This is a genomic window from uncultured Cyclobacterium sp. (assembly GCF_963976465.1).
In the GTDB taxonomy this organism is placed as follows: Bacteria; Bacteroidota; Bacteroidia; order Cytophagales; family Cyclobacteriaceae; genus Cyclobacterium.
Genome location: NZ_CAXBOC010000231.1, coordinates 1 through 8,296, shown reverse-complemented (window position 1 = coordinate 8,296; position 8,296 = coordinate 1). Strand labels below are relative to the sequence as shown.

The 8,296-nt window shown below is 40.4% G+C and carries 6 protein-coding genes; all 6 read left to right on the top strand.

Annotation, left to right across the window (positions count from 1 at the left end):
- A partial coding sequence (locus AAC037_RS13605) for a RagB/SusD family nutrient uptake outer membrane protein (protein WP_339903503.1) occupies positions 1–711 on the top strand: 711 nt, incomplete at its 5' end.
- Between the two features lie 398 nt (positions 712–1,109).
- Entirely contained in the window at positions 1,110–2,681 is a 1,572-nt protein-coding gene (locus AAC037_RS13600) for an arylsulfatase (RefSeq protein ID WP_339903502.1), read from the top strand.
- A 58-nt stretch (positions 2,682–2,739) separates the two neighbouring features.
- Positions 2,740–4,452: an FAD-dependent oxidoreductase gene (locus AAC037_RS13595; RefSeq protein WP_339903501.1), complete on the top strand. Its 1,713-nt coding sequence runs from the start codon at positions 2,740–2,742 to the stop codon at positions 4,450–4,452.
- A gap of 90 nt (positions 4,453–4,542) precedes the next feature.
- Positions 4,543–5,946 carry a Gfo/Idh/MocA family oxidoreductase gene (locus AAC037_RS13590; protein WP_339903500.1) on the top strand — a complete coding sequence of 468 codons (1,404 nt, stop codon included), beginning with the start codon at positions 4,543–4,545 and terminating at the stop codon, positions 5,944–5,946.
- A gap of 240 nt (positions 5,947–6,186) precedes the next feature.
- On the top strand, positions 6,187–7,710 hold the full coding sequence (locus AAC037_RS13585; protein ID WP_339903499.1) for an FAD-dependent oxidoreductase: 1,524 nt from the start codon (positions 6,187–6,189) through the stop codon (positions 7,708–7,710).
- Positions 7,711–7,836: 126 nt separating this feature from the next.
- Positions 7,837–8,296 (top strand): sulfatase-like hydrolase/transferase (locus AAC037_RS13580; protein WP_339903498.1); only part of this gene is annotated, 460 nt, incomplete at its 3' end.

Here is an 8,296-nt window from a genome sequence, read left to right as displayed (position 1 = left end):
CCTAGGTTAGGCCATACATTGGTAGTGCCGGGCTCCCGATTAGTAAATTGGATTTATGAGACGCACCGAGACAGTACCATGACTTGGGAATTTAGGGGTGATGAAATGATAAGAGTTCCCAATATCGAGGCCCAACATGCTTATGCGTCATTTACAGGTTATCTTTATAGAAAGCATGTAGATGTAGCAAATTATCCTACAGATGTAGGATCCACAGATCAGAATCTAACCATTTTCAGACTAGGAGAGGTATTGTTGAATTATGCGGAAGCAAAGGTTGAATTAAACCAATTGGATGAATCTGTTTATGAGGCAATCAATGCCCTTCGCTCAAGAGAATCGGTACAAATGCCACTGCTAGCGTCTGGAAAAACCCAAGATGAATTAAGGAATATAGTTAGAAAGGAAAGAAGGCATGAATTGGGAATGGAAGGATTTAGGTATTTTGATATTCGAAGATGGAGGTTAGCAGAAGATGTAATCCCCGGTCCTGTAAGAGGACGTGTAAACAGGTATGGTGAAGGTGGATGGTTGAACTCTCCTCCTATGATAGATGAAATGGGCACTCCCACTTATGACAATATCAGCAATGCAAATGAGATGGTGGTAGTGGAAACAAGATCATTTAATCCGGAAAGAGATTACTTGTGGCCTATCCCTAGGATAGAATTAGAAACAAATACCGCACTGGTTCAGAATCCGGGCTATTAATCTGGAAGCTGATATCATTCGATAAAATGACTTAAATAAAAACAATTGAGTTTCCTGCTTCAGGTCATTGACCTTGGAGCAGGAAATTCTCTTTTGATATAGGAATTGAAGGTGATTTCCCCTAGCTAGCATGTACATGAAAAAATAGATTTAATCTTGTTTCAAGGGAGAATTAGGCTAAAGTACAAGGCATTAATAAACTTGGCAATGCCAAACAATATTTGTGTTTAGTTTTATGAAAAATTAGATTATTCAAAGCTATCTTACCTTTGCAAAAGCGTTGTGTTTTAGTGAACCAATAAAATGAACTTTCGGGAATAAAATATTGGACTAGGAAAATTGTAATAATATAGACCTCTTACCTATTTGGTAGGTTTGAAATGCTATAAATTTTAAAAATGAGAAGAGAAGACGCTAATAGAATGAGGAAAAAATTATTGAATCAAAGACTATTTACCAAAATGCCAAGATTTTCGGGATACTTGGTATTGGTTACTTTCTTATTAGCTTCATGCAAACCTCAGGATAAAGAAATTGTTAAAAATGACTTACCTAATATCTTATTTATTTTTGCAGATGATCTGGGCTATGGAGATTTGGAAGTGTACAACGCGAATTCCAAGACCCTTACACCTAATCTGAATCAATTGGCAAAAGAAGGTGTGCGGTTCACAGAAGCTTATTGTCCGGTTTCTGTCTGCTCTCCGAGTAGGTATGCCCTAATGACAGGTGAGTATCCTTGGAGAAGTTGGAAGAAAAGCGGAGTAATGAGAAATTACGAGCCGTCAATGATAGCGGAAGAGACTTTGACTTTACCGCAGATGCTTACCAATGCAGGTTACCAAACCGTGGGATTTGGAAAATGGCACTTGGGCACTACTTTTCCTACAACAGATGGTGAAGTTCCTGTGGGTTATGGTAAGTTTCACGATGAGCAGAATGGAGCAAATATTGACTTCAATCAACCATTAAGCGATGGACCCATGGACCGTGGTTTTCAACACTGGTTTGGTTTCAGTTGCGCAAGTGAATGTTGGCTATTTGAGGACAAAAAAATTGTCGGAGCCATTCAACATGATTTATATACCACAGAGGCGGCTTCCCCGGGAGAAGGGCTAATGGAATTACCTTTAGAGGATTTTCTACCTTCTATCACCAAAAAAAGTATCAATTACCTTCAGAAATTTAAGAGTGAAGCTTCAGACAAACCTTTCTTTCTTTATTATTCCCCCTATGTTCCTCATATTCCCTTGGCTGTTTCTAATGAATTTATTGGTAAAACTGAGGCAGGGCCTTATGGGGATTATGTATTTGAACTGGATCATTATATCGGAGAGTTACTGCAAGCGCTGGATAAGCTAGGATTGAGGGAGAATACCCTAATTATTTTTGCAAGTGACAATGGCTCTCAATTTATTGCTACCCATGCAGGACAAGAAGGGGAAGCCCATTCAAATAGTCCTTCTGAGGTGAATAAGGAGATTAATCCTGATGCACATCGGCCCAATTACCCCTACAGGGGAACCAAATGGTCTGTTTATGAGGGAGGTGTTCGAACGCCTTTAATTGCAAGTTGGAAAGGAAATTTTCCTGAAGGACATGTTAGTGATCAGTTAATTGCCTTAAATGATGTTTTACCTACTTTGGCAACTTTGGTGGGTGAAAAAATACCTGAAGGAGCTTCAAGAGACGGGTACAATTTATTGCCTTTTTTTTATGGAGATAGAGTAGATACGGAAAAGAGAGAATCCGTAGTCGTGAGGGGAAGTGGGGAGTCCTACGCTTTAAGAGCGGGTAAATGGAAGGTAGTGGGGCGTGGAGATTATCCCTTTACATCTCCCGGAAAACTATATGATTTGGCTGAAGACCCTGGAGAAACAAAAAATATATATGCCGAAAACCCCGAATTGGCTGATAAATTATTGAATCAATTAAACGAACATTTAGCCTCAGCCATGGGAGGATTTTAAAATAAGAATTTAGAAAAATTAATACCATTTGCTGTTTACCAATTAAAATTTAAAAATCATGAAACACCTGTTTACTGTTGTGTTATGTTGCCTATTTGCTACGTCTACTTTTACGCTGAAAGCCCAAAATTCCACTTATGATTTGGTTATTTATGGTGGGACATCCGGAGGAGTTGCTGCGGCCATTCAAATGTCTCGAATGGGAAAATCAGTAATTCTCATTGAGCCTTCAAACCATTTGGGTGGTTTGACCACAGGTGGCTTGGGAGCAACTGACATAGGTAACAAAGATGTGATAGGAGGTATATCCAGAGAGTTTTACCAAAATATAATGGAATACTATAAGGATCCTTCTACATGGAATTATGAAGATCGCTCGGCCTACTTATCCAGACCAGACCAAACAAGATCCAATGATGGAGAAGATGCCATGTGGACATTTGAACCATCCGTAGCCATGAAAATTTATCATGAAATGTTAGCGGCAGAAGATGTTACACTGGTCATCGGAAAACGACTGAACAGGCAAAGCGGTGTAAACTCTCAAAACAACAAAATTATTTCCATCACTATGGAAAGTGGAGAAACTTATTCCGGTAAAATGTTTATGGATGCAACCTATGAAGGAGATTTAATGGCAGCATCCGAAGTGAGCTATACTACAGGAAGGGAGGCCAATAGTCAATATGGAGAAACATTGAATGGTGTACAGGCCAATAAATATAACCTTACTTTAAAAGGGAATGTTTCCCGAAATGCCATTCACCACAATTTTGTTCCCGGAGTAGATCCATACATAATTAAAGGAGACCCTTCCAGTGGATTATTGCCTTTTATTATTGAAGGTGGTCCGGGAATAGACGGGACAGCCGACAAAGGAATTCAAGCCTATTGTTACAGGATGACCTTAACCAACCATCCGGAAAATAGGATCCTATTTGAAAAGCCGGATAACTATAATGAACTTGAATATGAGTTGCTGTTCAGAAATTATGAAGCAGCTAATGGGCCTATTGAAGAGATGTACCATTATGGTGATCCATTGGTTCCCTGGATCAATACGCCCATGCCCAATAAAAAAACAGACACCAATAACCAGAAGGGCTTTTCAACAGATTTTATCGGTCAGAATTTCGATTATCCGGAAGCAAGTTATGCTGAAAGAGAAGCTTTTGCCCAAAGGCAGTTGGAATACCAGCAGGGCTTGATGTGGTCCCTGGCCTATCATCCAAGGATTCCAAAGAAAGTCAGGGACGTGGTCTCCAAATGGGGAATGACTAAGGATGAGTTCAAGGATAGAAACGGATGGACCCCACAACTATATGTGAGAGAAGCGAGGAGGATGGTAAGTGATTATGTAATTACTCAAGCGGATTGTGAGGGTTTGGTTCCTCAGGTAGAAGATGGTGTAGGAATGGGTTCTTATGGTATGGATTCTCACATGGTTCAACGCTATGTAGACCACAATGGCTATGTACAGAATGAAGGTAATTTTGAAGCCAGAGGATTAACCGCTTATCCCATTCCTTACCGATCTATTGTGCCAAAGAAAGGTGAGAAGGAGAACCTTTTTGTACCGGTCTGCATAAGCGCCACTCATGTTGCTTTTGGATCTGCTAGAATGGAACCGGTCTTTATGGTCTTGGGCCAATCAGCAGCCACAGCAGCTTCCTTGGCCATTGACCAAGGTGTAGCAGTACAGGATTTGGAATACTCTTTATTGAGGGAGGTTCTTCTTAGAGACAAACAAATCTTGAATTATAAAAAATAAATGCAGGGTCTCTTGTCAGTTATTGAGGCGAAATAAGTTAACAAGAGATCAATTAAGGCGAGAACTCAAATAAAATCTAAAATCCATCTTATGTCCGATCAACCCAGAAACAATCGTAGAAAATTCTTAAAAAAAGCAAGCGGTTCTGCAGCCTTGGTGCTTGGATCTCCTTCAGTGTTTGCCGGAGCCATAAAGGGCGGCAAAACACCCACTTATCTCAATTTAATAAAAAGAAAACCTATAGCGGCCAATGACAATATTCGGATAGCGGTAATCGGTACAGGAGGGATGGGTATAGGAGATGTAAATACAGCCTTGATGGTAGATGGAGTGGAAGTAGTGGCCGCCTGCGATCTGTATGATGGAAGGCTTACCCGGGCCAAGGAATTGTGGGGAGCTGATATTTTTACCACCAAGGATTACCGAGAGATACTGGAACGAGCAGATGTGGATGCTGTCATTAATGCAACCACTGATCATTGGCATCAAAAAATTAGTTTGGATGCTATGGATAAAGGCAAGCATGTCTATTGTGAAAAACCCATGGTGCAGCGATCAGTGGATGGGCATGAAATTATTGCTAAGCAAAAAAGTACTGGATTGGTTTTTCAGGTAGGAAGTCAATATGTCAGTTCAATCATACACGCCAAGGCAAAAGAACTCTTGGCGGCAGGTGAAATAGGTGAAATCAATTTTGCGGAAGCCCAAATTGACAGGCATAGTGCGAGAGGAGCTTGGCAATATACTGTTCCGCTGGATGCATCTACGGATACAGTGGATTGGGATACTTATATTTCCAATGCGCCAAAAAGAGAATGGGACCCTTTACGTTTTTTTAGGTGGAGAAATTACCAAGATTATGGCACGGGAGTAGCAGGTGATTTGTATGTGCATATGCTTTCTATGTTACATTTTGTAACCAACTCCAAGGGCCCCGAAAGAGTGCAAGCAACCGGAGGCTTGAGGTATTGGAAAGATGGAAGAGATGTGCCCGATATTCATTTGGGATTATTTGATTATCCCAAAACCGATGCTCACCCTGCTTTTAATTTATCCTTAAGAACCAATCTGGTAAGTGGTGGAGGAAATAACTTTCTTTTTAGAATTGTTGGATCTGAAGGGGACATAACGATAGACTTTAATGGATTAAAACTACGCAAAACACCATTTCCAAAAGATCCGGGAATGTCCTTGCATAGCTTTCCGGAAGCAATGCAGGAGGCTTTAAAAGCTGAACATAGGAAAAAATATCCGCAAAAAGCTGAAATGGTTGGCCCCAATGAATTTGAATTTAAGGTTCCTTCCAATTATAAAGGGGATAGGTATGAGCACTTTGTTAATTTCTTTGAGTCTATTCGGAATGGGAAACCTGTGGTAGAGGATGCCGTCTTTGGACTCCGAGCTTCAGGACCTACGGAAGCAGGAAATATCAGTTATTTTGAAAAGAAAATTGTCGGTTGGGACCCCATTGGAATGAAGCTTAAAAATCTTTAATAGTAATGGTAGCATTGCCATTCAACTCTTTTTACTTCCAATCATTTCTTAAGCTCTTGAAAATAGGATTGAATGAATTTAATATATCAAACAATAAACCAATAAAAATTATGAAAAAAACAGGTACTATCAAGTCTGTCTTTTTAAGCCTCTCATTGCTATGGGTGTTTATGGCTTACAGATGTAGTCGTTTATGGCGGCACATCCGGTGCGGTAACAGCAGCCATCCAAGCAAAAAAAATGGGAAAATCTGTAATTATGGTTTCTCCGGACAAGCATTTAGGAGGTCTGACTTCCGGCGGATTGGGTTGGACAGATACCGGAAAAAAGGAAGTGATCGGTGGTTTGTCTCGTGAATTTTATCAACGCGTATACGATAAATATACTGAGGATGATGCTTGGAAATGGGAAGCCCAAAGTGATTTTGGAAACAAAGGACAAGGAACCCCGGCCATAGATGGTAAATTCAGAACCATGTGGATATTTGAACCACATGTGGCAGAAGAAGTCTATGATGAATGGGTTGAAGAATTAGGTATTGAGGTTCTTCGGGATGAATGGCTGGACAGGGAGTCAGGAGTGACTGTTGAAAATGGAAGAATTACTGCGATTCGAACTTTAAGTGGGAAAGAGTTTAAAGGTAAAATGTTCATCGATGCCACCTACGAGGGAGATTTAATGGCAGCTGCAGGTGTAAGTTATCATGTGGGTAGAGAAGGTACCGACGTTTATGGTGAAGAGTGGAATGGGGTACAAACCGGAGTTTATCACCACAGACATCACTTTCAAGTGCTGGATCAACCCATTGATCCCTATGTGATACCGGGAGATCCTTCCTCCGGCTTACTGCCAAGAATTAGTGGTGAAGAGCCCGGCGTGAAAGGTGAAGGAGATAATAAGGTTCAGGCTTACTGCTTTAGGACTTGTATGTCTGTACATCCGGACAACCAAGTTCCTTTTCCAAAGCCGGACAACTATGATCCTTCCCAATATGAGGTACTTGGAAGAATCTTCGATGCAGGATGGGACCAGTGGTTTGGTAAGTTTGACATGATCCCAAATAAGAAAACAGATACCAATAATCACGGACCTTTTAGTTCTGATAATATTGGAATGAATTATGATTACCCTGAAGCCAGCTACGAACGCAGGAGAGAGATCATTAAAGAACATGAAGATTACCAAAAAGGATTGCTATATTATGTAGCCAATGACCCAAGAGTACCAAAAGCAACTCAAGATGAATTTAAAAAATGGGGATTGGCCAAGGATGAATTTACCGACAATGGCAACTGGCCTCATCAGATTTATGTAAGAGAAGCCAGAAGAATGATAGGGAAATATGTGATGACTGAAAATGAATTGATGCAAAAAAGACCAACTCCTGAATCAGTAGGTATGGGTTCATATAGCATTGATTCGCACAATATCCAACGCTATGTAGATGAAAATGGACATGTACAAAATGAAGGGGATATAGGTGTACATCTTAAGCAGCCTTACGAAATCGCTTATGGATCTTTGGTCCCTAAGGCGGATGAAATTCAAAACCTCGTAGTACCAGTAGCTGTTTCTGCAAGTCATATCGCTTTTGGGTCCATCCGAATGGAACCCGTATTTATGATACTGGGACAATCCGCTGCTACTGCTGCAGTGATGTCCATAGACAAAGATATAAGTGTGCAGGAGCTTCCTTATTCAGAATTGAAAGCCAAATTGCTGGAAGATGGACAGGTCCTGACAGTTGCGGATAAAATTCAATAAATATTGGGGCATGACATTAATAATTAAGTGAATATAAGTGGACCATTTATACCTATTTAGAAACTATTCTTAATATAAGTTTTGGTTCATTGTTTTCATTCTGATAAAAATTTATTGTTGATAAATATGGGGTTATTCGTAAAATCTGCCGGAAAAATCTTTGTGTTTTTGGGTTGTATGTATGTTTTTTATGCATGCCAACCTGAAGAAAAAGAAATAGACAAGCCAAACGTATTGATCATTCTTACGGATGATCAAGGGTGGGGAGATTTAAGTTTTACGGGTAACCCTAATTTAAAAACACCACATATAGACAGACTAGGTGTAGAAGGAATTAGTTTCGATCGTTTTTATGTTTCGCCTGTTTGCTCTCCAACTCGAGCAGAAATGCTGACCGGTAGGTATCATTTGCGTGGAGGGGTAACTGGGACTTCTGCAGGTCAGGAAAGGCTGGATCTTGATGAGATTACTTTTGCGGAGGTGCTCCAAAATGAAGGGTATGTTACGGGAGCCTTTGGGAAATGGCACAATGGAATGCAACATCCCTATCATCCCAATGCAAGGGGCTTTGAAGAATTTTACGGTT

Excerpts from the sequence above, each read along its gene's own strand:
- AAC037_RS13600 (WP_339903502.1), top strand. The coding sequence starts at position 1,110 with ATGAGAAGAGAAGACGCTAATAGAATGAGGAAAAAATTATTGAATCAA.
- AAC037_RS13595 (WP_339903501.1), top strand. The coding sequence starts at position 2,740 with ATGAAACACCTGTTTACTGTTGTGTTATGTTGCCTATTTGCTACGTCT.
- AAC037_RS13590 (WP_339903500.1), top strand. The coding sequence starts at position 4,543 with ATGTCCGATCAACCCAGAAACAATCGTAGAAAATTCTTAAAAAAAGCA.
- AAC037_RS13585 (WP_339903499.1), top strand. The coding sequence starts at position 6,187 with ATGGGAAAATCTGTAATTATGGTTTCTCCGGACAAGCATTTAGGAGGT.